Genomic DNA, 26,394 nt, shown 5'->3' with positions numbered 1-26,394 from the left:
GAATGCCGATTCCGTATTTGTATTACCAATTAATGATCATCTGATGAAGACAGACACTCCCTCTTTTGAAGCACAACAAATTGTGCGTTTACGCCGCAGGGATCAAATCCGTCGACTCCTGGAACGAGACAAAACGCCGTTGGCGATCCTGTTGATGGCTGCCGTAGTGGGTACAGTGACAGGGCTTGTTGGCGTGGCATTTGAGAAAGCGGTGACCTGGGTGCAGAATCAGCGCATTGGCGCGCTGGCTCAGGTTGCGGACCATGCCATTCTGCTGTGGCCGCTGGCATTTATTCTCTCTGCGTTGCTGGCGATGGTTGGCTACTTTCTGGTGCGTAAATTTGCGCCGGAAGCCGGTGGTTCGGGGATCCCAGAGATTGAAGGCGCGCTGGAAGAGTTGCGGCCTGTGCGCTGGTGGCGCGTACTGCCGGTGAAATTTTTCGGCGGTATGGGCACGCTGGGTGCCGGTATGGTGCTCGGGCGAGAAGGACCGACCGTGCAGATCGGTGGTAACCTCGGGCGCATGGTGCTGGATATTTTCCGCATGCGTAGCGCAGAAGCGCGACATACCTTATTGGCTACCGGTGCGGCAGCGGGCCTTTCCGCGGCGTTTAACGCCCCTCTGGCGGGGATCCTGTTCATTATTGAAGAGATGCGCCCGCAGTTTCGCTATAACCTTGTCTCGATCAAAGCCGTGTTTACCGGCGTCATCATGTCGAGCATTGTGTTTCGTGTTTTCAACGGCGAGGCACCGCTTATTGAAGTTGGGAAGCTCTCCAATGCGCCGGTGAACACGCTGTGGTTGTATCTGGTCCTGGGGATTATTTTTGGCTGTGTCGGACCGTTGTTCAACACCATGGTGTTGCGGACTCAGGATATGTTCCAGCGTTTCCACGGAGGCGATCTCAAAAAATGGGTGCTGATGGGCGGTGCGATCGGCGGTCTGTGCGGGATCCTTGGCTTAATTACACCTGAAGCGGCTGGAGGCGGGTTTAACCTGATACCTATCGCTGCGGCCGGGAATTTCAGCGTTGGTTTACTGCTGTTTATCTTTATTGCCCGCGTCATTACCACGCTGCTGTGCTTCTCGTCCGGCGCGCCCGGCGGGATATTTGCCCCGATGCTGGCATTAGGCACGTTGCTTGGCACCGCGTTCGGTATGGCGGCAGCGGCCTCTTTTCCGCATTATCATCTGGAGGCCGGGACCTTCGCCATCGCCGGAATGGGGGCATTGTTGGCGGCCTCGGTGCGCGCGCCGTTAACGGGCATTATATTGGTACTGGAAATGACCGATAACTATCAGCTCATTTTGCCAATGATTATTACCTGTCTTGGCGCAACACTATTAGCCCAATTTATGGGCGGAAAGCCGCTATACTCGACTATCCTTGCCCGTACGCTGGCAAAACAGGAAGCGGAGCAGGCGGCTAAAAGCCAGGGTACAGCAGCTGGCGAGAATACTTGAACGAAATACCAGGGTATTAGATAATGGCCTTAACCATTGGGTTATAATTTGCCCAATTGCCAATGTCGTTTGGAGCAAAATATGAGTGATGACGTAGCGCTGCCACTGCAATTTACTGAAGCAGCAGCCAATAAAGTAAAAAGCCTGATCGCTGACGAAGATAACCCGAATCTGAAATTACGTGTGTATATCACCGGCGGTGGTTGCAGCGGTTTCCAGTACGGTTTCACCTTTGACGATCAGGTGAACGATGGTGATATGACCATTGAGAAACAAGGTGTTGGTCTGGTGGTTGACCCGATGAGCCTGCAATATCTGGTGGGCGGCGCGGTTGACTATACCGAAGGTCTGGAAGGTTCCCGCTTCGTTGTGACTAACCCGAATGCGAAAAGCACCTGCGGGTGTGGTTCTTCTTTCAGCATCTGATTGCTGTCTGTAATACCAGTGGTCTGATGGTGTAGGCCCGGTAAGCGTAGCGCCACCGGGCAATGTGCCGGATGGCGGCGTAAACGCCTTATCCGGCCTACATATTCTGCATCATCATGTCAACGTCCGTTATCATCCAGCGCAAACGTCGGTAATTTCAAATGCCAGCGAATGGCGGCAAGCCGAATCAGCAGGGTGACAATCATCCCCATCATACTGGCGTTTTCCAGTGAAACATCAAAGGTATAAAACGCCGTCGCATGCACGATCCCGCCGATAATACAGGCTGTGGCGTAGATCTCGGTGCGCAAAATCATCGGGACTTCACGTGCTAATACATCGCGAATGATCCCACCGCCGACGCCGGTAATTACCCCCATACAAATCGCCACCAAAGGGCCTGTTCCTGCGAGAAAGGCCTTGTTGACGCCAATACCCACGAACACCGCCAGGCCAACGGCATCCAGCACCGGAAGGATCCATTTCGGCAGACGTCTTGGCTGCCGTACCAACAGGATCGTCAGCATGCTGGTGATCATCGCCACGACCAGATCGGTTGGATCTTTAACCCAAAAAACCGGTCCATTATCCAGCGCCATATCGCGGATCGTACCACCACCGACGGCGGTAACCACGCCGAGGACCAGGACGCCAAACGGATCCATACGTAATTTCCCGGCCAGTAATACGCCAGAGATTGCAAATACCGCGGTGCCGACAATATCAAGCCAATAGACGAGCATTTTTAAATCCTCACAACAGACCTGGTGGGGGCAGGCGCTAATTTATCTGTGAAAGCGCATTACAGAGTTGTTTTGCGGCGAGGATAATACGCGGGCTCGCGCGTTCGAACCAGTCACTATTAAGTGTAATAACGGGTATTTTTAGCTGGTTTCCCCAGTATTGCTCAATTTTCAGAGTTTCGCCCGGACCGCCGGTTGCAACAATAGCCTGGGGGGCTCGTGCCAGGACCTGCTCACGGCTAACCTGCGGCCAGGGAACCCGGCTACCGGCAAAGATGTTTTCTCCGCCGCATACCTCAAGAACTTCGTGCTGAATAGAACCTTTTCCACTGGTAAACAGAGGATTGGCACCAAACTGGAGAAACACGCGTTTTTTCGGTTTGTTGGCATACTGAGATTTAAGTAAAGCATAGTCATCAAGCATGGTTTGCGCCGCCTGTTTAGCTTGTTCAGGCTTGGGGCTCCACGCAGCCAACTGGCGTAGCGCATCGGCAACCTGCTCAATGGTAACGGCGTCCACCCAGATGACCTTAATTCCCAGGGAGGTCAGTTGATTCACCTGCCGCTCAGCATTTCCCCCGCGCCAGGCGACGACTAAATCAGGTTTCAGCGCCACAATACGCTCAAGATTCATACCTTGCCATGTTGAGACCTCTTCAATATTTTTGGCTTCTGGCGGGTAGTTTGAGTAGCTGCTGACGCCAACTGGGGTAATGCCTGCGGCAAAAGCGAGTTCGGTATTGGCAGGAGAAAGCGTTACAACACGCGGTGCGGCGTAAAGGAACGCCGGGAGAGTGAAAAGCAGGGCGACCAGCGCCCTGGAGAATAATTTAGCCATGCGCCAGTTTCTGCACCAGCGTTTCAACCATCAGGCTCGACTGCTTCGCGGCAACCACCAGGAATTCGTCAAAGCTGAGATGGGACTGCTGATCGGCAACGTCAGAGATAGCGCGAACCACGACAAATGGCACCTTAAAGTTGTGGCAAACGTGCGCAATTGCGGTCGCTTCCATCTCAACGGCAATCGCCTGCGGGAAGTTATGCTTAATTTTAGCCAGCCCCACGGAACCATTAATGAATGCATCGCCGCTGACGATAAGTCCGCGAACAGCGTTCAGATTGAGTTCGGCGATGCAAGATTCTGCGGCTGCAATCAACGCAGGATCGGCTTTAAAACCAGCCGGGCAACCCGGTAGCTGACCAAATTCATAACCAAAGGCAGTGACGTCGGCGTCGTGATAGCGCGCTTCATCAGAAACTACGATATCGCCGACTTTCAGCGTAGAGGCCAGGCCGCCCGCGGAACCGGTATTAATGATGGCGTCCGGCTTGCAGCGTTCAAGCAGCAGCGTAGCGCCGAGCGCCGCAGCCACTTTACCGATACCTGATTTCAGAAGCGCAACCTCAGTACCGTTCAGTTGGCCGGTGTAAATTTCACAACCGCCGAGCGTGATGGTCTGACGGTTTTCGATTTTGTCACGCAGCAGCGTAACTTCTTCTTCCATTGCACCAATGATGCCGATTTTCATAGATTTACTCGCGATAAGCCAGATTTGAGGGCATAGTCTATCATGCGCTTAAGGGGTAGCGCATTTCTCAGGCGGGAGAGGATATGGTACAGATCGATTTCCGAAAAAAAATAAACTGGCATCGCCGTTACCGTTCGCCGCAGGGCGTGAAGACGGAGCATGAGATCCTGCGAATTTTTGAAAGCGATCGTGGACGTATTATCAATTCTCCGGCTATTCGCCGGCTGCAGCAAAAAACCCAGGTCTTTCCGCTGGAGCGTAACGCGGCGGTGCGTACACGTCTGACGCACTCGATGGAAGTGCAGCAGGTTGGGCGCTATATCGCGAAAGAGATCCTCAGTCGGCTGAAAGAGCTAAAGCTGCTGGAGCAGTATGGTCTGGATGAACTGACGGGACCGTTTGAGAGTATCGTCGAAATGTCGTGCCTGATGCATGACATTGGTAATCCTCCGTTTGGTCATTTTGGCGAAGCGGCGATTAATGACTGGTTTCGCCAGCGGTTGTATCCCGCCGACGCGGAAAGTCAGCCCCTGAGTGATGACCGCTGCCAGGTGACGGCATTACGTTTGCGTGAAGGTGAAGAGTCGCTGAATGATATTCGCCGCAAGGTGCGCCAGGACTTGTGTCATTTTGAAGGCAATGCGCAGGGTATTCGTCTGGTGCATACTTTGATGCGTATGAACCTTACCTGGGCGCAGGTTGGCGGTATTTTAAAATATACCCGTCCGGCATGGTGGCGCGGCAGTGCACCCGAGACGCACAACTATTTAATGAAGAAGCCTGGTTATTACCTTTCCGAGGAACCGTATATTGAGCGGTTACGTAAAGAATTATCATTAGCACCTTACAGTCGTTTTCCATTAACCTGGATTATGGAAGCTGCCGATGATATCTCATATTGCGTGGCCGACCTGGAAGATGCCGTTGAGAAAAGAATCTTTAGCGTCGAGCAACTTTACCATCATCTGCATGAAGCGTGGGGGCATCACGAAAAAGGCTCTCTGTTTAGTCAGGTTGTTGAAAACGCCTGGGAAAAATCACGTTCAAATACATTAAGCCGCAGCACCGAAGATCAGTTCTTTATGTATTTACGCGTCAATACGCTGAATAAACTGGTTCCGTATGCGGCCCAGCGGTTTATTGATAATTTGCCGCAGATTTATGAAGGCAGCTTTAATCATGCGCTGTTAGAAGATGCCAGTAGCTTCAGCCAGTTACTGGGCGTTTATAAGAATGTGGCGGTAAAACATGTGTTTAGCCATCCGGATGTTGAGCAACTGGAATTACAGGGTTATCGGGTGATCAGCGGGTTGCTGGAGATCTATCAACCGTTATTGAAAATGTCTCAGTCAGATTTTACTGAACTGGTCGACAATGAAAGAGTAAAACGTTTTCCTATCGAGTCCCGTTTATTTCAGAAGTTGTCTACCCGCCATCGTCTTGCGTATGTTGAGGCGGTTAGTAAAATATCGACGGAGTGCGCTGAGTATTCGGTTCTGGAATATTATTATCGCTGCCGGTTGATCCAGGATTATATCAGCGGGATGACAGATTTGTATGCCTGGGATGAATATCGTCGCTTGATGGCCGTAGAACAATAAATACTCATTTGTAAAGACGGCCAATAAAATTTTACTTTTTCCTTAAACTCAATTCTGGAACTTAGCGTTATAAAACGAATCTGACGTATACAGCAATTTTGCGTTACCTGTTAATCGAGAACGAAACACATGAAAAAAACCACATTAGCAATGAGTGCACTGGCTCTGAGTTTAGGTTTGGCGTTGTCCCCCCTGTCTGCAACTGCGGCTGAGACGTCGTCTTCAGCAATGACCGCCCAACAGATGCCAAGCCTGGCCCCGATGCTCGAAAAAGTGATGCCATCGGTGGTAAGTATTAACGTCGAGGGGAGCACGACGGTGAATACGCCGCGTATGCCGCGTAATTTCCAGCAGTTCTTTGGTGATAATTCACCGTTCTGCCAGGACGGATCTCCGTTCCAGAGTTCACCGTTCTGCCAGGGCGGCGCACCGGGCGCTGGTAACGGCGGCGGCCAGCAGCAGAAATTTATGGCGCTGGGTTCCGGCGTAATTATTGATGCTGCGAAAGGGTATGTCGTGACCAACAACCACGTGGTGGATAACGCTACGGTAATTAAGGTTCAGTTGAGCGATGGCCGTAAATTTGACGCGAAGATCGTGGGCAAAGATCCACGCTCCGATATCGCGCTGATCCAAATTCAGGATCCGAAAAACCTGACGGCGATTAAGCTGGCAGACTCCGACGCGCTGCGCGTGGGTGATTACACCGTAGCAATCGGTAACCCGTTTGGCCTCGGTGAGACCGTGACCTCCGGCATCGTTTCTGCTCTGGGCCGTAGCGGCTTGAATGCGGAGAACTATGAAAACTTTATTCAGACGGATGCTGCGATCAACCGGGGTAACTCCGGTGGCGCGCTGGTCAATCTGAACGGTGAGCTGATCGGCATTAACACCGCGATCCTCGCGCCGGACGGCGGTAACATCGGTATCGGTTTTGCAATCCCAAGCAACATGGTGAAAAACCTGACTTCGCAGATGGTTGAGTTTGGTCAGGTTAAACGTGGTGAGCTGGGTATTATGGGGACCGAACTGAGCTCTGAGCTGGCGAAAGCGATGAAAGTTGACGCTCAGCGTGGCGCATTCGTCAGCCAGGTAATGCCGAACTCTTCCGCAGCGAAAGCCGGTATTAAAGCCGGGGATGTGATTACCTCCCTGAACGGCAAACCTATCAGCAGCTTCGCCGCTCTGCGTGCGCAGGTGGGGACGATGCCGGTCGGCAGCAAAATCACCCTGGGTCTGCTGCGTGACGGTAAGCCGGTCACCGTGAACCTGGAATTGCAGCAGAGCAGCCAGACTCAGGTTGATTCCAGCTCTATCTTCAAAGGCATTGAAGGTGCCGATATGAGCAACAAAGGCCAGGATAAAGGTGTCGTGGTAAGCGACGTGAAACCGAATTCTCCGGCTGCACAGATCGGCCTGAAGAAAGGGGATGTGATTATCGGTGCGAATCAGCAGCCGGTGAAAAACATCGCCGAATTGCGCAAAATCCTCGACAGCAAACCCGCTGTGCTGGCGCTGAACATTCAGCGTGGCGACAGCTCCATCTATCTGTTGATGCAGTAATCTCCCTCAACCCCTTCCTGTACAGGAAGGGGTTCTTTTTGTGATACCTCCCACAACTCCATATTTCTCCCTTCCGCTTTGTGCATTTGCACAATGTCGCCGCTTATTATCTTCCCTATGCTTGAGCTCTGCTCACAGGAGGGGTTTATGGCTGGCTGGCATCTTGATACCAAAATGGCGCAGGATATCGTGGCGCGAACCATGCGCATCATTGATACCAATATCAACGTAATGGATGCCCGTGGGCGGATCATTGGCAGTGGCGATCGCGAACGCATTGGTGAATTGCACGAAGGTGCGCTGTTGGTACTTTCGCAGGGCCGGGTGGTGGACATTGACGATGCAGTGGCGAGGCATTTGCACGGCGTGCGTCAGGGTATAAACCTGCCGTTGCGTCTGGAAGGCGAAATCGTTGGCGTTATCGGGCTTACCGGTGAACCGGAACATCTACGTAAATACGGCGAGCTGGTGTGCATGACAGCCGAAATGATGCTGGAGCAGTCGCGCCTGATGCATCTGTTAGCGCAGGATAGCCGCCTGCGTGAAGAGCTGGTGATGAATCTGATTCAGGCGGAAGAGAATACCCCGGCGCTGATGGAGTGGGCGCAACGTTTAGGCATTGATTTGAACCAGCCGCGCGTGGTGGCAGTGGTAGAGGTTGATAGTGGCCAGCTTGGCGTTGACAGCGCGATGGCGGAGCTACAGCAATTGCAGAACGCGTTGACTACGCCTGAACGTAATAATCTGATTGCGATTGTTTCCCTGACCGAGATGGTGGTGCTGAAACCGGCGCTCAATCAGTTTGGTCGCTGGGACGCGGAAGATCACCGCAAGCGTGTTGAGCAGCTCATTGCTCGCATGAAAGAGAACGGACAGCTGCGTTTTCGCGTGTCGCTGGGCAACTATTTTACCGGGCCAGGCAGTATTGCCCGTTCGTATCGTACGGCGCGCACGACCATGATGGTCGGCAAGCAACGGATGCCGGAAAGCCGTTGCTATTTCTACCAGGATTTGATGCTGCCAGTTCTGCTGGACAGCCTGCGCGGCGGCTGGCAGGCCAACGAGCTGGCGCGTCCGTTGGTACGGCTGAAAGCAATGGATAACAACGGCTTACTGCGTCGAACATTAGCGGCGTGGTTTCGGCATAACGTTCAGCCGCTGGCGACCTCAAAAGCGTTATTTATCCACCGTAATACGCTGGAATATCGCCTGAACCGAATTTCAGAGCTGACCGGGCTGGATTTAGGGAATTTTGACGACCGACTGCTGCTGTATGTCGCGCTACAACTGGATGAGCAGCATTAATTCCTTGCCTGTTGGCGCTACGCTTATCAGGTAAAATGCCGGGTGGCGGCTTCGCCTTACCCGGCCTACGAACACATTCACTCGCGGTTATTTACGCGTTAGTTTTTCCAGATCGGCTTCAATTTCGCTGATCTTGTTGGTCACGACGCTTTCCAGATGACGTAAATCATCAAGGATCTTGCGTTTAAGATCGACTTCGCTGCGATCGCGCTGGCAGATCTGATCCAGTTCGTCGATCACATAGCGCAGGTTGGGACTGATCTCCTGCACTTCTTTGTAACCCTGGCCGACGCCATCGGCGACAACCGTTTTACGCTGACGGGGATATTTGAACTTCACGCTCTTGGCAAAAAACTCGCCTTTATCCTTCTGGAAATAGATTTTCAGGATATCGTTGTTGGCTTCTTGCCGCAGGCTGTAACGATCGATTTCTTCAGGATTAGTAATGCCCAGACTTTTCAGATTGTCATACATAGCGGTACCCTTAAGCTCACCATAACCATTGAATAATTAACGAAAAGCCTTGTTTATGCCACTCGCAGATGTAAAAAAAGCGGGCTAAGCCCGCTTTTTCAAATCACTGTTAGTCGATGGTGCGTAACAGTTCGTTGATTCCTACTTTGCCACGCGTTTTGGCATCGACTTTCTTCACAATCACCGCGCAGTACAGGCTGTATTTGCCATCTTTCGACGGCAGGTTGCCGGAGACAACCACAGAGCCCGCCGGAACGCGGCCATAATGCACTTCGCCGGTTTCACGATCGTAAATACGGGTGCTCTGACCAATGTACACGCCCATAGAGATAACAGAGCCTTCTTCGACGATCACGCCTTCAACCACTTCAGAACGTGCGCCGATGAAGCAGTTGTCTTCGATGATGGTCGGGTTAGCCTGTAACGGCTCCAGTACGCCACCGATGCCAACGCCGCCGGACAGGTGAACGTTTTTACCAATTTGCGCGCAGGAACCCACTGTCGCCCAGGTATCAACCATCGTACCTTCATCCACATAAGCGCCGATGTTCACGTAAGACGGCATCAGCACGGTGTTACGGGCGATAAACGCACCCTGGCGTACGGCCGCTGGCGGAACCACGCGGAAACCTTCTTTCTGGAAGCGTGCTTCGTCGTAGTTGGCGAATTTCATCGGCACTTTATCGAAGTAACGGCTTTCTGCACCCTCGATAACCTGATTATCGTTAATACGGAAAGAGAGCAGGACAGCCTTTTTCAGCCACTGATGCGTGACCCACTGACCCTCAATCTTTTCTGCGACGCGCAGTGCACCGGAATCCAGTAAAGCAATAACCTGATTCACCGCTTCGCGGGTTACGGTATCTACATTTGCCGGAGTAATGTCGGCACGGCGCTCGAAAGCGGACTCAATAACGTTCTGTAACTGCTGCATTGTTAAACTCTTTCCATAATAAATAAAAACATCACCCTTTATCGTTTGGATTGAGGGCCTCTGTCAACCGTTGATGCACTTCCTGCTGCAGCTCATTATTAAGGGCGCGCCGGTCGGCGGTGGCGATTATGAATAAATCTTCTACTCGCTCGCCAATGGTTGTAATTCGGGCGCCATGCAGCGAAATTCCCAGATCGGCAAAAATCTGCCCGACCCGCGCCAGCAGTCCAGGCTGGTCGAGAGCGATAAGCTCAAGGAATGATTTTCGGTCGGTGTGGGTCGGCAGGAAAGTAACCTCGGTATCGACGGTAAAGTGGCGTAATTTTGCCGGCTGACGACGTGGTTGCGGTGGCTGCCAGCTGCGCTGCGTGATCGCCTGTTCCAGTCCAAAACGGATCGCTTCGTGTCGGTCTGAAGACAGCGGGCTGCCGTCCGGTTCCAGCACGATGAACGTATCCATCGCCATCCCATCGCGGGTAGTGAAAATCTGCGCATCGTGGACGCTTAGATTGCGCCTGTCCAGTTCGGCGCAGACGGCGGCAAACAGGTAAGGGCGATCGGGGCTCCAGATAAAAATTTCCGTTCCGCCGCGCGTGGCCTGCGGGCTGAGCAGGATTAGCGGCTTACTGAGATCGTGCTGCAGCAGATGACGCGCATGCCAGGCCAGTTGATTTGGGCTGTGGCGCACGAAATAGTTGGCGCGACAGCGCGACCAGATGTGGTGCAGCGCTTCTTCATCAATGTTGTCCATACGCAGTAGCGCCAGCGCCTGAAGCTGATGATGGCGAACGCGTTCGCGCATATCCGGCGTGTTTTGCATCCCACGACGTAGTTGTTTTTCCGTCGCAAAGTACAGCTCGCGCAGCAGACTTTGCTTCCAGCTATTCCACAGCGTTTCGTTAGTAGCGCAAATATCCGCGACGGTCAGGCACACTAAAAAGCGCAGACGATGTTCCGTTTGTACTTCTTCAGCGAATTGCTTGATCACTTCCGGATCCTGAATATCACGGCGCTGAGCGGTCACCGACATCAGCAAATGCTGACGCACCAGCCAGACGATCAGCTGCGTTTCACGCGAGTTCAGACCGTGCAGCTCGGCGAATTTGAGCACGTCCTGGGCGCCGAGAACCGAGTGATCGCCGCCGCGACCTTTGGCGATATCGTGGAACAGCGCGGCAATCAGAATTAGCTCCGGCTGTCGCAAGCGCGGCCACAGATCCACGCACAGCGGATGGCGCGGACGGGTCTCTTCGTTAGCAAAACTCTCCAGCTTGAGCATCACACGGATAGTGTGCTCATCCACCGTATAGGCATGAAACAGGTCAAACTGCATTTGGCCGACAATGTGCGACCATTGCGGCATATAGGCCCACAAAACGCTGTGCCGATGCATCGGCAGCAGGCCGCGACTCACCGCGCCCGGATGGCGCAACATACTGAGAAACAGCGAACGCGCTTCCGGAATGTAGCAGAGTGGCTGGGTTAAATGACGGCGGGCATGACGCAAATGGCGCAGCGTGGTGGAGTAAATCCCGCTGATCGCGCTGTTACGTACCATGATGTAGAACATCCGCAATATCGCTTCGGGTTTTCGGATAAACAGGTCGTCGTTGCGCAGATCGATCAATGTGCCGCGCAGTTGAAAGTCGTCATCAATCGGGCGCGGTTTTTCATCGGCTGGCAGGGCGAGGATCGCTTCGTCGAACAGTTGCAACAGCATATGGTTCAGTTCGCTGACCCGTCGCGTGACCCGGAAATAGTCTTTCATCATCCGCTCGATCGGCTCGTTGCCTTCGCCGCCGTAGTTTAGCCGTTGCGCCACGCTGAGTTGGCGGTCAAACAGCAGGCGGTTGTCGTAACGACTAACGACCAGATGCAGGGCGAAGCGAATCCGCCACAGGATATGCAAACATTCATTCAGTTCGGCGCGTTCTGCCAGCGTCAAAAAGCCGAAGCCGACCATTTCGTCCAGCGAGGTGGCGCCAAAATGGCGACGGGCCACCCATTGCAGAGTATGGATATCGCGCAGGCCGCCGGGACTGCTTTTGATATCCGGCTCCAGGTTGTAGCTGGTGCCGTGATAACGCTGGTGGCGCTGATTTTGCTCTTCCACTTTGGCGGCGTAAAATTTATCGGACGGCCAGAAACCTTCGCTAAAAATATGCTTTTGCAGCTCAAGAAACAGCGCCACATCGCCGATAAGCAGGCGTGTTTCAATCAGGTTAGTGGCGACGGTTAAATCTGATAATCCTTCCAGCAGACACTCTTCCAGCGTACGCACGCTGTGCCCAACCTCCAGCCTCACGTCCCATAGCAGCGTTAACAGCTCACCGACTTTTTCTGCCTGCGAATCAGGTAGCTTTTTACGACTGAGGATCAGCAGGTCAATATCGGAGAGCGGATGCAGTTCGCCGCGCCCGTAGCCGCCAACGGCAACCAGCGCCAGGTCGGCAATTTGACCGAAACCGGCTTCAATCCACAGGCGCTGAAGCAACTGATCAATAAATTCGGTGCGGGCCTCAATGAGCTGTTCTGCGGAAATTCCACTGTCAAACGCTTCGCCTAACCAGCTCTGGAAGGTGTCGATATGCGCTTTAATACCGGTGCAGTTGAGGTCGTGTTGTGGCCATGTCCCTGGGTTTTGTGGCTGGCCAGGCAGGGTGGGGAGGGCAGTATTTGCGTGCTGTTCAGGAAGAGTATTCATTATGCGCCACCCATTAAAAAGCCGGATGATGGCGTGAACGCCTTACCCGGCCTACTAAGTAGTACAATTTGTAGGCCTGATAAGATGCGAATGCATCGCCATCAGGCAAAACATTATTCGCCGTGTTTGATGATCGCCGGGATGGTGTCATCCTTGCGTAACGTCAGAATCTCACAGCCGTTTTCCGTCACTACAATAGTATGCTCGTACTGTGCAGACAAGCTCCGGTCTTTGGTTTTCACCGTCCAGCCGTCTTTCATGGTGCGGATGCGGTAATCACCGGCATTCAGCATCGGTTCTACGGTGAACGTCATGCCCGGCTGCAGTACCACACCGCCGTCGTCTGCATCGTAGTGCAGAACCTGCGGCTCTTCATGGAATCCGCGACCGATACCGTGACCGCAGTATTCACGAACGACAGAGAAACCTTCACCTTCCGCGTATTTCTGAATTGCAGCGCCCAGCGTGCGCAGGCGAATGCCCGGTTTCACCATCCGCAGCGCCAGATACAGGCTTTCCTGCGTGACGCGGCACAGACGCTCGCCCAGAATAGTAGGTTTGCCGACGATAAACATTTTCGAGGTGTCGCCGTGGTACTCGTCTTTAATCACAGTCACATCGATGTTGACGATATCGCCGTCTTTCAGAAGTTTGGCGTCGTCCGGGATCCCGTGGCACACCACTTCATTAATAGAGATACACACGGACTTCGGATAGCCGTGGTAACCCAGGCAGGCGGAAATGGCCTGCTGCTCATTCACGATATAGTCATTACAGATGCGATCCAGCTCGCCGGTGCTGACGCCCGGTTTAACAAACGGTTCGATCATTTCCAGTACATCAGCGGCCAGGCGGCCAGCGACGCGCATTTTTTCGATTTCTTCAGGGGTCTTGATTGAGATAGCCATGAATTCTGTCCATCAGTGCCGATGATATCGGCAATAATTGTTTAAGTGCTGCCAATGGTATCAGTCCCGCATACGTGCTGCCAAATTGAGAATCATTAACAGCACACAGTGCCAACAATTATTGGTGTCTATGGCGTATTTGTGGTATAAAGCGCGCCGGACTTCCGATCCATTCGAAGACTACACACGATGGACGGGAGCGACAAATCTCACTTTGTGTAACAACACACACGTATCGGCACATATTCCGGGGTGCCCTTTGGGGTCGGTAATATGGGATGCGTGGAGGCTTAACCCCAACTTTTATATATAGAGGTTTTAATCATGGCAACTGTTTCCATGCGCGACATGCTCAAGGCTGGTGTTCACTTCGGTCACCAGACCCGTTACTGGAACCCGAAAATGAAGCCGTTCATCTTCGGTGCGCGTAACAAAGTTCACATCATCAACCTTGAGAAAACTGTACCGATGTTCAACGAAGCTCTGGCTGAACTGAACAAGATCTCTGCTCGTAAAGGTAAAATCCTTTTCGTTGGTACTAAACGCGCTGCAAGCGAAGCGGTGAAAGAAGCTGCTAACAGCTGCGACCAGTTCTTCGTGAACCATCGCTGGCTGGGCGGTATGCTGACTAACTGGAAAACCGTTCGTCAGTCCATCAAACGTCTGAAAGATCTGGAAACTCAGTCTCAGGACGGTACTTTCGAAAAGCTGACCAAGAAAGAAGCGCTGATGCGTACTCGTGAGCTTGAGAAACTGGAAAACAGCCTGGGCGGTATCAAAGACATGGGCGGTCTGCCGGACGCTCTGTTCGTAATCGATGCTGACCACGAGCACATTGCTATCAAAGAAGCAAACAACCTGGGTATCCCAGTATTTGCTATCGTTGATACCAACTCTGATCCGGACGGTGTTGACTTCGTTATCCCGGGTAACGACGACGCAATCCGTGCTGTGACCCTGTACCTGGGCGCTGTAGCTACTACCGTTCGTGAAGGCCGTTCTCAGGATCTGGCTTCCCAGGCGGAAGAAAGCTTCGTAGAAGCTGAATAATAAGGCACGCTCGTTAGAGCCCTTATAGACCAGGTAGTATCACGTTTGGTTAGGGGGCCTGTATATGGCCCCCTTTTTCACTTTTAAATCTGTGCGGTTTCATGCCGGGCAGATCAAATCTTCCGAGGATTTTAGAATGGCTGAAATTACCGCATCCCTGGTAAAAGAGCTGCGTGAGCGTACTGGCGCAGGCATGATGGATTGCAAAAAAGCACTGACTGAAGCTAATGGCGACATCGAGCTGGCAATCGAAAACATGCGTAAGTCCGGTGCAATCAAAGCGGCGAAAAAAGCAGGCAACGTTGCTGCTGACGGCGTAATCAAAACCAAAATCGACGGCAACATCGCTTTCATTCTGGAAGTTAACTGCCAGACTGACTTCGTTGCTAAAGATGCTGGTTTCCAGGCATTTGCTGACAAAGTACTGGACGCTGCCGTTGCTGGCAAAATCACTGACGTTGAAGTTCTGAAAGCACAGTTCGAAGAAGAACGTGTTGCTCTGGTTGCTAAAATCGGTGAGAACATCAACATCCGTCGCGTTGCTTCCCTGGAAGGCGAAGTTCTGGGTAACTACCAGCATGGTGCTCGTATCGGTGTTCTGGTTGCTGCAACTGGCGCTGACGAAGAACTGGTTAAACAGCTGGCAATGCACGTTGCTGCAAGCAAACCAGAATTCGTTAAGCCGGAAGACGTTTCCGCTGAAGTGGTAGAAAAAGAATACCAGGTTCAGCTGGACATCGCTATGCAGTCTGGCAAGCCGAAAGAAATCGCAGAGAAAATGGTTGAAGGCCGCATGAAGAAATTCACCGGCGAAGTTTCTCTGACCGGTCAGCCTTTCGTCATGGAACCGAGCAAATCTGTTGGTCAGCTGCTGAAAGAGCATAACGCTGACGTAACAGGCTTCATCCGCTTTGAAGTGGGTGAAGGCATCGAGAAAGTTGAGACTGACTTTGCAGCAGAAGTTGCTGCGATGTCCAAGCAGTCTTAATTTTGAAAGGAGCCGCCTGAGGGCGGCTTCTTTTTGTGTCTGGCTTGTAAATTCAGCGAACCGCTATAGTGGCCCTGCTGAAAAGCGACATACAATGTCGCTGGAATTAACTCATCTCATTCGTTGACAGTCTCAGGAAAGAAACATGGCTACCAATGCAAAACCCGTCTACAAACGTATTCTGCTTAAGTTAAGTGGCGAAGCTCTGCAAGGTTCAGAAGGCTTCGGTATTGATGCAAGCATCCTTGACCGCATGGCTCAGGAAATCAAAGAGCTGGTTGAGCTGGGTATTCAGGTTGGCGTAGTGATTGGTGGTGGTAACTTGTTCCGTGGCGCTGGTCTGGCGAAAGCAGGGATGAACCGCGTTGTGGGCGACCACATGGGCATGTTAGCCACCGTAATGAACGGTCTGGCGATGCGCGATGCGCTTCACCGCGCCTATGTGAACGCTCGCTTGATGTCCGCAATTCCTCTGAACGGCGTGTGTGATAACTACAGTTGGGCTGAAGCTATTAGCCTGCTGCGTAACAACCGCGTTGTTATTTTGTCTGCGGGTACCGGTAATCCGTTCTTCACCACCGATTCAGCAGCCTGCCTGCGTGGTATTGAAATTGAAGCGGATGTGGTACTGAAAGCCACCAAAGTCGATGGCGTATTTACTGCCGACCCGGCTAAAGATCCAACGGCGACCATGTACGAACAGTTGACCTACACTGAAGTACTGGATAAAGAGCTGAAAGTCATGGATCTGGCTGCGTTCACGCTGGCTCGTGACCACAAATTACCGATTCGTGTCTTTAACATGAACAAACCAGGTGCACTGCGCCGTGTTGTTATGGGTGAAAAAGAAGGCACGTTAATCACGGAATAATTCCCGTTGCGGCTAAATGCAGGTAATATTCCGCTTTAATGTCGCGGGATACGTCCCTCAAAATTAATCAAGACTATACTTGTCACATCTTGCGCGGCGGGTATGGTCTGACTGAAACAAGCTTTCAAGGATTCGTAACGTGATCAACGATATCAGAAAAGATGCTGAAGTACGCATGGACAAATGCGTCGAAGCGTTCAAAAACCAAATCAGCAAAATTCGCACGGGTCGTGCTTCTCCTAGCCTGCTGGATGGTATTGTCGTGGAATATTACGGCACACCGACTCCGCTGCGCCAGCTGGCAAGCGTAACGGTTGAAGATTCCCGTACCCTGAAAATCAACGTGTTTGACCGTTCTATGGGGCCAGCCGTTGAGAAAGCCATCATGGCTTCCGACCTCGGTCTGAATCCAAGCTCTGCGGGTTCCGACATCCGCGTTCCGCTGCCGCCGCTGACCGAAGAACGTCGTAAAGATCTGACCAAGATCGTGCGTGGCGAAGCTGAAGGCGCGCGTGTTGCGGTACGTAATGTACGCCGCGATGCAAACGACAAAGTGAAAGCGTTGTTGAAAGAAAAAGAGATCAGCGAAGATGACGATCGCCGTTCTCAGGACGACGTACAGAAACTGACTGACGCTGCAATCAAGAAAGTTGATGCGGCGCTGGCAGAGAAAGAAGCGGAACTGATGCAGTTCTGATTCGCCTGTACGCTAAAAACGCCGCTTAGAAGGCCTGAGAAGGCTGGATGGCGGCGTTTTGCTTTTTTCTGTCTATATACCTTAAAGGGTAAAATTCTTCTGGATGTCTCATGAAGCAATTAACCATCCTGGGATCAACCGGTTCCATTGGTTGCAGTACGCTGGATGTAGTACGCCATAACCCGGAAAAATTTCGTGTTGCTGCGTTGGTGGCGGGTAAAAATGTCGCCCGCATGGTAGAGCAATGCCTGGAGTTTTCTCCTCGCTATGCGGTAATGGACGATGAAAAAAGCGCTGCGTTGGTAAAAGCAGCTCTGCTGGAGCAGGGCAGTCGCACTGAGGTCATGAGCGGTCAGCAGGCTGCCTGTGATATGGCTGCGCTGGATGATGTTGATCAGGTCATGGCGGCAATTGTCGGCGCAGCGGGCTTGCTGCCAACGTTGGCGGCAATTCGTGCGAGCAAAAGTATTTTACTGGCGAACAAAGAGTCTCTGGTGACCTGCGGTCGTCTGTTTATGGACGACGTGAAACGCCACAAAGCGCAGCTTTTGCCGGTAGATAGCGAGCATAACGCGATTTTTCAGAGTTTACCGCAACCTATCCAACACAATCTGGGATACGCTGACCTTGAGCAAAACGGCGTTATGTCAGTTCTGCTTACCGGGTCTGGTGGCCCATTCCGTGAAACGCCATTGCGCGATCTGGTCTCTATGACCCCCGATCAGGCATGTCGTCATCCGAATTGGTCGATGGGACGAAAAATCTCTGTCGATTCCGCCACCATGATGAACAAAGGTCTGGAATACATTGAAGCGCGTTGGTTATTTAATGCCAGTGCAAGCCAGATGGAAGTGCTGATTCACCCGCAGTCGGTTATTCATTCGATGGTCCGTTATCAGGATGGTAGTGTTCTGGCGCAGTTGGGTGAACCGGACATGCGTACACCTATTGCCCATACCATGGCATGGCCAGAACGAGTGACGTCCGGTGTTAAGCCTGTCGATTTTTGCAAACTCAGTGCGCTGACGTTTTCAGCACCTGATTACCAGCGTTATCCGTGCCTGAAGCTGGCGATGGACGCGTTTGAGCAAGGGCAGGCGGCGACGACTGCACTTAATGCCGCGAATGAAATTACGGTTGCCGCGTTTCTGGCGCAGCAGATCCGATTTACCGATATTGCTGACCTGAATTTATCCGTGCTGGATAAGATGGATTTTCAGGAGCCGCAGAGCGTTGATGACGTGCTGAAGGTTGATGCCATCGCGCGGGACGTCGCCAGAAAAGAAGTGATGCGACTCTCAAGCTGATGATAATCCCTCTACGGAGAATCGTGCTATTTGTTAGCGTTGGGCTTCAGTGATATAGTCTGCGCCACCCGATCGCGGGTATTTGCTTTTTTTCGGTCGGGTAAGCCGTGGTTTGACACGGCTTTTTTGTGGATGGGCTTCAGTATTCCTGAGTACCGTAAATCCTTTCAGGGACTAATAACGCGTTATGTTGTCTGCAACTAAACCATTAAGCGAAAATTTGCCAGCACATGGTTGTCGCCATGTCGCAATTATCATGGATGGCAATGGCCGCTGGGCGAAAAAGCAAGGGAAGATTCGCGCCTTTGGGCATAAGGCCGGAGCAAAATCCGTCCGCCGGGCTGTCTCTTTTGCTGCCAATAACGGTATTGATGCGTTAACGCTGTATGCCTTTAGCAGTGAGAACTGGAACCGACCTGCGCAGGAAGTGAGCGCGTTAATGGAACTGTTTGTGTGGGCACTTGATAGTGAAGTGAAAAACCTGCACCGCCATAACGTACGTCTGCGTATTATCGGGGATATCAGTCGATTTAACTCTCGTTTGCAAGAACGGATTCGCAAATCAGAAGCGATTACTGCCCAGAATACCGGGTTGACGCTGAATATTGCAGCGAATTACGGTGGACGGTGGGATATAGTCCAGGGAGTCAGGCAACTGGCACAACAGGTGCAGGATGGTCTGCTGCGTCCAGAGCAAATCGATGAAGAGATGCTTGGGCAGCAAATTTGTATGCATGAACTGGCTCCTGTGGATTTAGTGATAAGGACTGGGGGAGAGCATCGAATTAGTAATTTTCTGTTGTGGCAAATTGCCTATGCCGAACTTTACTTTACGGATGTTCTCTGGCCCGATTTCGATGAACAAGACTTTGAAGGTGCGCTGCATGCCTTTGCTAATCGTGAGCGTCGTTTCGGCGGCACCGAGCCCGGTGATGAAAAAGCCTGATGGGGGTCGCTTTTGCTGAAGTATCGCCTGATTTCTGCTTTTGTTTTAATACCCGTTGTCATCGCGGCGCTGTTTTTGCTGCCGCCGGTGGGGTTCGCCATTGTCACGCTGGTCGTTTGTATGCTGGCCGCCTGGGAATGGGGACAGTTAAGCGGTTTTACCACGCGTACACAGCGAGTCTGGCTGGCGGTTTTGTGCGGGCTATTGCTGGCGCTAATGCTGTTCTTACTGCCGGAATACCATCGCAATATTCATCAGCCGCTGGTTGAAGTATCGCTGTGGGCGTCGCTGGGCTGGTGGGTCGTGGCGCTGTTGCTGGTATTGTTTTATCCCGGCTCTGCGTCGGTCTGGCGTAATTCCAAAACATTACGCATAATTTTCGGCGTGTTAACCATTGTTCCGTTCTTTTGGGGAATGCTGGCGCTACGTGCATGGCATTATGATGAGAATCATTATAGTGGCGCGCTATGGCTGCTGTATGTCATGATCCTCGTTTGGGGAGCGGACTCTGGTGCGTATATGTTTGGTAAGCTGTTTGGCAAACATAAGCTGGCACCGAAGGTTTCTCCTGGTAAAACCTGGCAGGGTTTTATTGGCGGACTCGCCACTGCGGCCGTGATCTCATGGGGTTATGGCATGTGGGCGAATCTTGAAGTTGCGCCTGTCACCTTGCTCATTTGCTCCATCGTTGCAGCCCTGGCCTCCGTGCTGGGTGACCTGACCGAGAGTATGTTTAAGCGTGAAGCAGGTATTAAGGATAGTGGTCACTTAATTCCAGGACACGGTGGTATTCTGGACCGTATTGATAGCCTGACGGCTGCGGTACCGGTCTTTGCCTGCCTGTTGTTACTGGTATTCAGGACGCTCTAACGGATGGTCTTATGCTGAGTATTCTCTGGAATCTGGCTGCATTCATTGTCGCACTTGGTGTGCTTATCACCGTGCATGAATTTGGTCATTTCTGGGTTGCGCGGCGCTGCGGAGTCCGCGTCGAACGCTTTTCCATTGGTTTTGGAAAAGCGCTTTGGCGGCGTACCGATAAATTAGGTACGGAATACGTTATCGCCCTGATTCCCCTCGGCGGTTACGTCAAAATGCTGGATGAGCGCGCTGAACCAGTCGCACCGGAGTTGCGCCATTACGCCTTCAACAATAAAACGGTTGGACAACGCGCAGCCATCATCGCCGCAGGTCCGATTGCAAACTTCCTTTTTGCTATTTTCGCTTACTGGCTGGTGTTTATCATCGGTGTCCCTGGCGTTCGTCCGGTTGTTGGTGAAATAACACCCAACTCGATTGCCGCGCAGGCGCAAATTCAGCCGGGTACGGAACTAAAAGCGGTTGATGGTATCGAAACCCCTGATTGGGATGCCGTGAGATTGCAACTGGTAGCCAAAATTGGCGATGAGCATACGACTCTCAGCGTAGCGCAGTTTGGCAGTAACCAGCGTCAGGACAAAACGCTGGATTTACGTCAGTGGGCATTTGAGCCAGACAAAGAGGATCCCGTCTCCAGTTTAGGGATTCGTCCGCGCGGTCCGCAGATTGAACCGGTGCTGTCAGAAGTGCAGGTTAACTCCGCTGCAAGTAAGGCAGGTTTGCAAGCAGGCGACAGGATCGTTAAAGTCAATGGTCAGCCGCTGACGCAATGGATGACGTTTGTGACGCTGGTGCGCGATAATCCGGATAAGCCGTTAGCGCTAGATATTGAAAGACAAGGAAGTTCCTTGTCTTTAACGTTAACCCCAGATTCAAAACAGGTTAACGGGAAGGCAGAAGGTTTTGCGGGCGTGGTGCCTAAAGTTATTCCTCTGCCTGATGAGTATAAGACTGTACGCCAGTATGGGCCATTCAGCGCCGTCCTCGAAGCCTCGGATAAAACGTGGCAGTTGATGAAGCTGACGGTCAGTATGCTGGGAAAATTGATTACCGGTGATGTAAAACTGAACAACCTCAGTGGGCCGATTTCTATCGCCCAAGGGGCTGGGATGTCAGCGGAATTCGGGGTTATTTATTACCTGATGTTCCTTGCGCTTATCAGCGTGAACTTAGGGATAATCAACCTGTTTCCGTTGCCCGTTCTAGACGGGGGGCATCTGCTGTTCCTGGCGATTGAAAAGCTGAAGGGCGGTCCGGTATCCGAGCGGGTTCAAGACTTTAGTTATCGCATTGGCTCTATCTTGCTGGTGTTGTTAATGGGGCTTGCACTTTTCAATGATTTCTCTCGGTTGTAAGAGAGTGTTAGGAAGAACGCATAATAACGATGGCGATGAAAAAGTTGCTCATAGCGTCGCTGCTGTTTAGCAGCGCCACCGTATACGGTGCTGAAGGGTTCGTAGTGAAGGACATTCATTTCGAAGGCCTACAGCGAGTCGCCGTTGGTGCGGCTCTCCTCAGTATGCCGGTGCGCACAGGCGACACGGTTAATGATGAAGACATCAGTAATACCATTCGTGCTCTGTTCGCCACCGGTAACTTTGAGGATGTCCGCGTCCTGCGCGATGGTGATACCCTTCTGGTTCAGGTAAAAGAGCGTCCGACGATTGCCAGCATCACTTTCTCCGGTAATAAATCGGTGAAAGATGACATGCTCAAGCAAAACCTCGAGGCGTCTGGTGTGCGTGTTGGCGAGTCTCTGGATCGCACCACGCTTGCCGATATCGAAAAAGGCCTGGAAGATTTCTACTATAGCGTCGGTAAGTACAGCGCCAGTGTGAAAGCGGTGGTGACGCCGTTGCCGCGTAACCGCGTTGACCTCAAACTGGTCTTCCAGGAAGGTGTTTCGGCGAAGATCCAACAGATCAATATCGTCGGCAACCATGCCTTCACGACTGACGAACTTATCTCTCACTTCCAATTGCGTGACGAAGTGCCGTGGTGGAACGTGGTGGGCGATCGCAAATACCAGAAACAGAAACTGGCGGGCGACCTTGAAACCCTGCGCAGTTACTATCTGGATCGCGGTTATGCCCGCTTCAATATCGATTCCACTCAGGTCAGCCTGACGCCGGATAAAAAAGGTATCTACATCACCGTTAACATCACAGAAGGCGAGCAGTACAAGCTTTCTGGTGTTCAGGTGAGCGGTAACCTGGCCGGGCACTCCGCCGAAATTGAGACCCTGACGAAGATCGAGCCAGGTGAACTCTATAACGGCACCAAAGTGACCAAAATGGAAGATGATATCAAGAAGCTCCTGGGTCGCTATGGCTATGCCTATCCGCGCGTACAGTCGCAGCCTGAAATCAACGACGCTGACAAAACCGTTAAATTACGCGTAAACGTGGATGCGGGTAACCGTTTCTATGTGCGTAAGATTCGTTTTGAAGGTAACGACACCTCTAAAGATTCCGTTCTGCGTCGCGAAATGCGTCAGATGGAAGGTGCATGGTTGGGCAGCGATCTGGTCGACCAGGGTAAAGAGCGTCTGAACCGTCTGGGTTACTTTGAAACAGTTGATACCGATACTCAGCGTGTTCCGGGCAGACCGGATCAGGTTGATGTAGTCTACAAGGTCAAAGAGCGTAACACCGGTAGCTTTAACTTCGGCGTCGGTTACGGTACCGAGAGCGGCGTGAGCTTCCAGGCTGGCGTTCAGCAAGATAACTGGTTAGGTACCGGTTATTCTGTTGGCATCAACGGCACCAAAAACGACTACCAGACCTATACTGAGTTGTCTGTGACTAACCCGTACTTCACCGTTGATGGTGTGAGCCTGGGTGGCCGTGTCTTCTATAACGACTTTGAAGCGAATGATGCGGATCTGTCCGACTATACCAACAAAAGTTATGGTACAGACGTAACGCTTGGCTTCCCGGTAAACGAATACAACACGTTGCGTGCCGGCCTGGGTTATGTACATAACAAACTGTCCAACATGCAGCCGCAGGTTGCGATGGATCGTTATCTTGAGTCAATGGGCGAGACCAATACCAACAGCTTTGCCGCTGATGACTTCACCTTTAACTACGGTTGGACGTACAACAAACTGGACCGTGGGTATTTCCCAACGGACGGTACACGCGTCAACCTGAACGGTAAAGTGACCATTCCGGGTTCTGATAACGAATACTACAAAGTGTCGATGGATACCGCGACCTATGTGCCGATCGATGACGATCACAAGTGGGTGGTTTTAGGACGTACGAAGGTAGGCTATGGCGACGGCATTGGCAGCAAAGAAATGCCGTTCTATGAGAACTTCTATGCAGGTGGTTCCAGCACCGTGCGTGGCTTCCAGTCGAATACTATCGGTCCAAAAGCAGTCTACAAAAACGGTGCTTACGCCAGTGGTTCTGATAATAGTGACTACGAAGAGTGTTCCAACGCGGACGGTAAGGACTGTAAATCGGATGACGCAGTGGGCGGTAACGCCATGGCTGTCGCCAGCCTGGAGTTTATTACCCCAACGCCGTTCATTAGCGACAAGTATGCCAACTCGGTTCGTACCTCGTTCTTCTGGGATATGGGTACTGTTTGGGATACTAACTGGCAGGATAGCGCTCAAACACGTGCTATAGGTGTGCCGGACTACAGTGATCCAAGTAATATCCGTATGTCAGCGGGTATCGCTTTACAATGGATGTCCCCATTGGGGCCGTTGGTTTTCTCCTACGCCCAGCCGTTCAAGAAGTACGATGGAGACAAAGCGGAACAGTTCCAGTTTAACATTGGTAAAACCTGGTAATTGTTCTTCGCAAAGGAATGTAGTGGTAGTGTAGCGATGACTTTAGGCGATCTTGCATGGGATCGCCTGGCCACGCAAAGAACTGCACCTTCGGGTGCAAATGGGATGGTAAGGAGTTAATTGTGAAAAAGTGGTTATTAGCTGCAGGTCTCGGTTTAGCGATGGCAACGTCCGCACAAGCGGCTGACAAAATTGCAATCGTCAACATGGGTAGCCTGTTCCAACAGGTTGCACAGAAGACAGGCGTTTCTGCTACGCTGGAAAACGAGTTCAAAGGCCGTGCCAGCGAACTGCAGCGTATGGAATCCGATCTGCAATCTAAGATGCAGCGTCTGCAATCAATGAAAGCAGGTAGCGATCGTACCAAGCTGGAAAAAGACGTTATGGCTCAGCGCCAGACTTTCTCTCAGAAAGCTCAGGCTTTTGAGCAGGATCGTGCGCGTCGCTCCAACGAAGAACGTGGCAAACTGGTTACTCGTATCCAGACTGCTGTGAAATCTGTTGCCAGCAGCCAGAGCATCGATCTGGTCGTTGACGCAAACACCGTTGCATACAACAGCAGCGATGTAAAAGACATCACCGCTGACGTACTGAAACAGGTTAAATAAGTAATGCCTTCAATTCGACTGGCTGATTTAGCAGAGCAGTTGGATGCAGAATTACACGGTGATGGCGATATCGTCATCACCGGCGTAGCGTCCATGCAATCTGCGCAAACTGGCAATATCACGTTCATGGTGAATCCTAAGTACCGTGAACACTTAGGCGTATGCCAGGCTTCTGCCGTAGTAATGACGCAGGACGATCTTCCTTTTGCTAAAAGTGCCGCGTTGGTAGTGAAGAATCCCTACCTGACCTATGCACGTATGGCGCAAATTTTAGATACCACGCCTCAGCCTGCACAGAACATTGCACCGAGTGCAGTGATCGATGCAACGGCGAAGCTGGGTAATAATGTCTCTGTGGGCGCAAATGCGGTCATTGAGTCTGGCGTAGAACTGGGTGATAACGTCGTTATCGGCGCAGGCTGCTTCGTCGGAAAAAATACTAAAATCGGTGCAGGTTCACGCTTGTGGGCGAATGTGACGATTTACCACGACATTCAGATCGGTGAGAATTGCCTGATCCAGTCAAGCACTGTCGTTGGATCTGATGGGTTTGGTTACGCGAACGATCGTGGTAACTGGGTAAAGATCCCGCAGCTTGGTCGCGTGATTATCGGCGATCGCGTCGAGATCGGCGCTTGTACCACCATTGACCGTGGTGCTCTGGACGATACTGTGATCGGCAATGGTGTTATCATTGATAACCAGTGCCAGATTGCGCATAACGTTGTGATTGGCGACAATACGGCAGTAGCCGGTGGCGTCATTATGGCGGGAAGCCTGAAGATTGGCCGTTACTGCATGATTGGCGGCGCCAGCGTGATCAATGGGCATATGGAAATATGCGACAAAGTCACGGTGACTGGCATGGGTATGGTGATGCGTCCTATCACCGAACCTGGCGTCTATTCCTCAGGCATTCCGCTACAACCCAATAAGGTATGGCGTAAAACAGCTGCACTGGTGATGAATATTGATGATATGAGCAAGCGCCTCAAAGCGATTGAGCGCAAGGTTAATCAACAAGACTAAAGCACCGTTTTTGCATGTCTGACTTTTCGGCCTGTCCCATTCATACGATTGCGACAGGCCGTGTTATTATTGCCTTTTAGTATATTTTGACAGGAAGAGTATTTTGACTACTAACACTCATACTCTGCATATTGAAGAGATTTTAGAACTTCTGCCGCACCGTTTTCCGTTTCTGCTGGTTGATCGCGTGCTGGATTTTGAAGAAGGTCGTTTTCTGCGCGCAGTGAAAAATGTATCCGTTAACGAGCCTTTCTTTCAGGGCCACTTCCCGGGTAAACCTATTTTCCCTGGCGTATTGATTCTGGAAGCGATGGCACAGGCTACCGGTATCCTTGCGTTTAAAAGCGTAGGAAAACTGGAACCAGGCGAACTGTATTATTTCGCGGGTATTGACGAAGCACGCTTTAAGCGTCCTGTCGTGCCTGGCGATCAGATGATCATGGAAGTGACTTTCGAGAAAACGCGCCGTGGCCTGACCCGTTTTAAAGGGGTTGCGCTGGTCGACGGTAAAGTTGTGTGCGAAGCAACGATGATGTGTGCCCGTAGCCGGGAGGCCTGA

At 51.9% G+C, this 26,394-nt stretch carries 24 protein-coding genes and 1 pseudogene; 18 read left to right on the top strand and 7 right to left on the bottom strand.

What is annotated here, in order from left to right; genetic code table 11:
* Positions 1-43: 43 nt before the first annotated feature.
* The 3 genes and pseudogenes from clcA (at position 44) to erpA (ending at position 1,891) form a co-directional block, all read left to right on the top strand.
* Positions 44-1,465 carry a H(+)/Cl(-) exchange transporter ClcA gene (gene clcA / locus GUC46_RS19440; protein ID WP_088902719.1) on the top strand — a complete coding sequence of 474 codons (1,422 nt, stop codon included), beginning with the start codon at positions 44-46 and terminating at the stop codon, positions 1,463-1,465.
* 23 nt (positions 1,466-1,488) lie between these two features.
* Positions 1,489-1,554, top strand: a pseudogene (gene yadW / locus GUC46_RS23970) (small protein YadW).
* Positions 1,547-1,891 (top strand): iron-sulfur cluster insertion protein ErpA, encoded by a 345-nt coding sequence (erpA, locus tag GUC46_RS19435; RefSeq protein ID WP_003018581.1) that lies wholly within the window; start codon positions 1,547-1,549, stop codon positions 1,889-1,891. The pseudogene yadW and the gene erpA overlap by 8 nt, the downstream one beginning before the upstream one ends.
* Positions 1,892-2,010: 119 nt before the next feature.
* Here erpA and GUC46_RS19430 read toward each other — a convergent pair whose 3' ends face one another.
* From GUC46_RS19430 to mtnN, 3 genes are read right to left on the bottom strand one after another with little or no spacing between them, the layout of a single operon-like run.
* On the bottom strand, positions 2,011-2,634 hold the full coding sequence (locus tag GUC46_RS19430; protein WP_003018578.1) for a TRIC cation channel family protein: 624 nt from the start codon (positions 2,632-2,634) through the stop codon (positions 2,011-2,013).
* A gap of 37 nt (positions 2,635-2,671) precedes the next feature.
* A complete protein-coding gene (gene btuF, locus GUC46_RS19425) occupies positions 2,672-3,472 on the bottom strand; it encodes a vitamin B12 ABC transporter substrate-binding protein BtuF (RefSeq protein ID WP_032948552.1) in 801 nt (266 codons plus the stop codon).
* A complete protein-coding gene (mtnN, locus tag GUC46_RS19420) occupies positions 3,465-4,163 on the bottom strand; it encodes a 5'-methylthioadenosine/S-adenosylhomocysteine nucleosidase (RefSeq protein WP_003018572.1) in 699 nt (232 codons plus the stop codon). The genes btuF and mtnN overlap by 8 nt, the downstream gene beginning before the upstream one ends.
* An 83-nt stretch (positions 4,164-4,246) precedes the next feature.
* On the opposite strand from mtnN, the gene dgt reads away from it, so the two are divergent.
* From dgt to cdaR, 3 genes are all read left to right on the top strand, one after another.
* Positions 4,247-5,764: a dGTPase gene (dgt, locus tag GUC46_RS19415; RefSeq protein WP_003845805.1), complete on the top strand. Its 1,518-nt coding sequence runs from the start codon at positions 4,247-4,249 to the stop codon at positions 5,762-5,764.
* A gap of 129 nt (positions 5,765-5,893) precedes the next feature.
* Complete coding sequence (gene degP, locus GUC46_RS19410; protein ID WP_003018567.1) at positions 5,894-7,327, top strand: serine endoprotease DegP; 1,434 nt, start codon at positions 5,894-5,896, stop codon at positions 7,325-7,327.
* A 147-nt stretch (positions 7,328-7,474) separates the two neighbouring features.
* Positions 7,475-8,632, top strand: a complete 1,158-nt coding sequence (gene cdaR, locus GUC46_RS19405) for a DNA-binding transcriptional regulator CdaR (protein ID WP_103849121.1) — start codon at positions 7,475-7,477, stop codon at positions 8,630-8,632.
* An 87-nt stretch (positions 8,633-8,719) separates the two neighbouring features.
* Here the strand turns inward: cdaR and GUC46_RS19400 are convergent, their stop codons facing one another.
* The 4 genes from GUC46_RS19400 to map all read right to left on the bottom strand — a co-directional run bounded on the left by GUC46_RS19400 (position 8,720) and on the right by map (position 13,652).
* Positions 8,720-9,106, bottom strand: a complete 387-nt coding sequence (locus GUC46_RS19400; protein WP_003018562.1) for a DUF3461 family protein — start codon at positions 9,104-9,106, stop codon at positions 8,720-8,722.
* 109 nt (positions 9,107-9,215) lie between these two features.
* The gene (gene dapD / locus GUC46_RS19395; protein ID WP_003837532.1) at positions 9,216-10,040 is read right to left on the bottom strand and encodes a 2,3,4,5-tetrahydropyridine-2,6-dicarboxylate N-succinyltransferase; all 825 of its coding nucleotides are present in this window, start codon (positions 10,038-10,040) and stop codon (positions 9,216-9,218) included.
* A 31-nt stretch (positions 10,041-10,071) separates the two neighbouring features.
* Positions 10,072-12,744: a bifunctional uridylyltransferase/uridylyl-removing protein GlnD gene (gene glnD / locus GUC46_RS19390; protein ID WP_003837534.1), complete on the bottom strand. Its 2,673-nt coding sequence runs from the start codon at positions 12,742-12,744 to the stop codon at positions 10,072-10,074.
* A 113-nt stretch (positions 12,745-12,857) separates the two neighbouring features.
* Entirely contained in the window at positions 12,858-13,652 is a 795-nt protein-coding gene (gene map, locus GUC46_RS19385; RefSeq protein ID WP_130715157.1) for a type I methionyl aminopeptidase, read from the bottom strand.
* 324 nt (positions 13,653-13,976) lie between these two features.
* Between map and rpsB the strand changes: the two genes are divergently transcribed.
* The 12 genes from rpsB (at position 13,977) to fabZ (ending at position 26,394) form a co-directional block, all read left to right on the top strand.
* Complete coding sequence (gene rpsB, locus GUC46_RS19380; RefSeq protein ID WP_003018553.1) at positions 13,977-14,702, top strand: 30S ribosomal protein S2; 726 nt, start codon at positions 13,977-13,979, stop codon at positions 14,700-14,702.
* Between the two features lie 136 nt (positions 14,703-14,838).
* Positions 14,839-15,690 carry a translation elongation factor Ts gene (gene tsf, locus GUC46_RS19375; protein WP_003018551.1) on the top strand — a complete coding sequence of 284 codons (852 nt, stop codon included), beginning with the start codon at positions 14,839-14,841 and terminating at the stop codon, positions 15,688-15,690.
* Positions 15,691-15,835: 145 nt separating this feature from the next.
* Positions 15,836-16,561: a UMP kinase gene (pyrH, locus tag GUC46_RS19370; protein WP_003018549.1), complete on the top strand. Its 726-nt coding sequence runs from the start codon at positions 15,836-15,838 to the stop codon at positions 16,559-16,561.
* Between the two features lie 139 nt (positions 16,562-16,700).
* Positions 16,701-17,258 carry a ribosome recycling factor gene (gene frr / locus GUC46_RS19365; RefSeq protein WP_003018547.1) on the top strand — a complete coding sequence of 186 codons (558 nt, stop codon included), beginning with the start codon at positions 16,701-16,703 and terminating at the stop codon, positions 17,256-17,258.
* Positions 17,259-17,368: 110 nt separating this feature from the next.
* On the top strand, positions 17,369-18,565 hold the full coding sequence (ispC, locus tag GUC46_RS19360; RefSeq protein WP_130715155.1) for a 1-deoxy-D-xylulose-5-phosphate reductoisomerase: 1,197 nt from the start codon (positions 17,369-17,371) through the stop codon (positions 18,563-18,565).
* A 187-nt stretch (positions 18,566-18,752) separates the two neighbouring features.
* Entirely contained in the window at positions 18,753-19,511 is a 759-nt protein-coding gene (gene ispU / locus GUC46_RS19355; RefSeq protein ID WP_003018543.1) for a (2E,6E)-farnesyl-diphosphate-specific ditrans,polycis-undecaprenyl-diphosphate synthase, read from the top strand.
* Between the two features lie 12 nt (positions 19,512-19,523).
* Positions 19,524-20,381: a phosphatidate cytidylyltransferase gene (cdsA, locus tag GUC46_RS19350; protein ID WP_003018541.1), complete on the top strand. Its 858-nt coding sequence runs from the start codon at positions 19,524-19,526 to the stop codon at positions 20,379-20,381.
* Positions 20,382-20,392: 11 nt separating this feature from the next.
* Positions 20,393-21,745: a sigma E protease regulator RseP gene (gene rseP, locus GUC46_RS19345; protein ID WP_003837540.1), complete on the top strand. Its 1,353-nt coding sequence runs from the start codon at positions 20,393-20,395 to the stop codon at positions 21,743-21,745.
* Positions 21,746-21,774: 29 nt separating this feature from the next.
* Entirely contained in the window at positions 21,775-24,198 is a 2,424-nt protein-coding gene (gene bamA / locus GUC46_RS19340; RefSeq protein ID WP_003018536.1) for an outer membrane protein assembly factor BamA, read from the top strand.
* A 122-nt stretch (positions 24,199-24,320) separates the two neighbouring features.
* Positions 24,321-24,806 (top strand): molecular chaperone Skp, encoded by a 486-nt coding sequence (skp, locus tag GUC46_RS19335; protein WP_003018533.1) that lies wholly within the window; start codon positions 24,321-24,323, stop codon positions 24,804-24,806.
* Between the two features lie 3 nt (positions 24,807-24,809).
* The gene (gene lpxD, locus GUC46_RS19330) at positions 24,810-25,835 is read left to right on the top strand and encodes a UDP-3-O-(3-hydroxymyristoyl)glucosamine N-acyltransferase (RefSeq protein WP_003018531.1); all 1,026 of its coding nucleotides are present in this window, start codon (positions 24,810-24,812) and stop codon (positions 25,833-25,835) included.
* Between the two features lie 103 nt (positions 25,836-25,938).
* Complete coding sequence (gene fabZ / locus GUC46_RS19325; protein WP_003018528.1) at positions 25,939-26,394, top strand: 3-hydroxyacyl-ACP dehydratase FabZ; 456 nt, start codon at positions 25,939-25,941, stop codon at positions 26,392-26,394.

Source organism: Citrobacter sp. LUTT5, from assembly GCF_009905315.1.
Taxonomy (GTDB): domain Bacteria; phylum Pseudomonadota; class Gammaproteobacteria; order Enterobacterales; family Enterobacteriaceae; genus Citrobacter; species Citrobacter freundii.
Note: the sequence above shows the minus strand (reverse complement) of the source record. Positions and strands in the feature narration are given on the sequence as shown.

What these genes read in the sequence shown, in the direction of transcription:
- clcA (WP_088902719.1), top strand. Translation starts at nt 44, where the DNA reads ATGAAGACAGACACTCCCTCTTTTGAAGCACAACAAATTGTGCGTTTA.
- erpA (WP_003018581.1), top strand. Translation starts at nt 1,547, where the DNA reads ATGAGTGATGACGTAGCGCTGCCACTGCAATTTACTGAAGCAGCAGCC.
- GUC46_RS19430 (WP_003018578.1), bottom strand. Translation starts at nt 2,634, where the DNA reads ATGCTCGTCTATTGGCTTGATATTGTCGGCACCGCGGTATTTGCAATC.
- btuF (WP_032948552.1), bottom strand. Translation starts at nt 3,472, where the DNA reads ATGGCTAAATTATTCTCCAGGGCGCTGGTCGCCCTGCTTTTCACTCTC.
- mtnN (WP_003018572.1), bottom strand. Translation starts at nt 4,163, where the DNA reads ATGAAAATCGGCATCATTGGTGCAATGGAAGAAGAAGTTACGCTGCTG.
- dgt (WP_003845805.1), top strand. Translation starts at nt 4,247, where the DNA reads ATGGTACAGATCGATTTCCGAAAAAAAATAAACTGGCATCGCCGTTAC.
- degP (WP_003018567.1), top strand. Translation starts at nt 5,894, where the DNA reads ATGAAAAAAACCACATTAGCAATGAGTGCACTGGCTCTGAGTTTAGGT.
- cdaR (WP_103849121.1), top strand. Translation starts at nt 7,475, where the DNA reads ATGGCTGGCTGGCATCTTGATACCAAAATGGCGCAGGATATCGTGGCG.
- GUC46_RS19400 (WP_003018562.1), bottom strand. Translation starts at nt 9,106, where the DNA reads ATGTATGACAATCTGAAAAGTCTGGGCATTACTAATCCTGAAGAAATC.
- dapD (WP_003837532.1), bottom strand. Translation starts at nt 10,040, where the DNA reads ATGCAGCAGTTACAGAACGTTATTGAGTCCGCTTTCGAGCGCCGTGCC.
- glnD (WP_003837534.1), bottom strand. Translation starts at nt 12,744, where the DNA reads ATGAATACTCTTCCTGAACAGCACGCAAATACTGCCCTCCCCACCCTG.
- map (WP_130715157.1), bottom strand. Translation starts at nt 13,652, where the DNA reads ATGGCTATCTCAATCAAGACCCCTGAAGAAATCGAAAAAATGCGCGTC.
- rpsB (WP_003018553.1), top strand. Translation starts at nt 13,977, where the DNA reads ATGGCAACTGTTTCCATGCGCGACATGCTCAAGGCTGGTGTTCACTTC.
- tsf (WP_003018551.1), top strand. Translation starts at nt 14,839, where the DNA reads ATGGCTGAAATTACCGCATCCCTGGTAAAAGAGCTGCGTGAGCGTACT.
- pyrH (WP_003018549.1), top strand. Translation starts at nt 15,836, where the DNA reads ATGGCTACCAATGCAAAACCCGTCTACAAACGTATTCTGCTTAAGTTA.
- ispC (WP_130715155.1), top strand. Translation starts at nt 17,369, where the DNA reads ATGAAGCAATTAACCATCCTGGGATCAACCGGTTCCATTGGTTGCAGT.
- ispU (WP_003018543.1), top strand. Translation starts at nt 18,753, where the DNA reads ATGTTGTCTGCAACTAAACCATTAAGCGAAAATTTGCCAGCACATGGT.
- rseP (WP_003837540.1), top strand. Translation starts at nt 20,393, where the DNA reads ATGCTGAGTATTCTCTGGAATCTGGCTGCATTCATTGTCGCACTTGGT.
- bamA (WP_003018536.1), top strand. Translation starts at nt 21,775, where the DNA reads ATGGCGATGAAAAAGTTGCTCATAGCGTCGCTGCTGTTTAGCAGCGCC.
- lpxD (WP_003018531.1), top strand. Translation starts at nt 24,810, where the DNA reads ATGCCTTCAATTCGACTGGCTGATTTAGCAGAGCAGTTGGATGCAGAA.